This is a genomic window from Streptomyces sp. SP17BM10 (genome assembly GCF_036322405.1).
Lineage (GTDB): Bacteria > Actinomycetota > Actinomycetes > Streptomycetales > Streptomycetaceae > Kitasatospora.
This window is the reverse complement of sequence record NZ_JAQYXB010000241.1, coordinates 1-358: the sequence shown is the minus strand read 5'-3', so window position 1 is coordinate 358 and position 358 is coordinate 1. Positions and strand designations below refer to the sequence as shown.

The window sequence follows — 358 nt, the reverse complement described above, 5'->3', positions numbered from 1 at the left end:
TGTTTGTTTTTGTTTGGGTGTGGTGTGTGGTTTTTTAGTTTTTCTTTTTGTATTTTGTTTTTTTTCTTTTTTTTTGTTTTTTTTTTGTTTTTTTTTTTTTGTGGGTTTTTTTTTTTTTGTTTTTGTTTGTTTTTGTTTTTTTTTTGTGGTTTTTGTGGTTGGGTGGGGTGGGGGGGTGGGTGGGGGGGTGGTGGGGTGGGTTGTGTGGGCGGCGTGCGTGTGTTTTTTGTTGGTGTCATGGGTGAGAGGGGGGGTATTTATTTCTTAGGGTTGTTTTTGTAAGTTGTCCGCCGTGTTCTGGGCCCAGTGCCCTACCGCCCCATCGGCCGGCAGGTATATGCCCGCCACTAAAACCCCG

General features: G+C 43.6%; 1 protein-coding gene. It reads right to left on the bottom strand.

Annotated elements, in window-relative coordinates; translation table 11 throughout:
- Positions 1-239, bottom strand: a 239-nt coding sequence (locus PUR71_RS01015) for a hypothetical protein (protein WP_329924362.1), incomplete at its 3' end; no start/stop codon positions are given.
- Between the last annotated feature and the right edge of the window lie 119 nt (positions 240-358).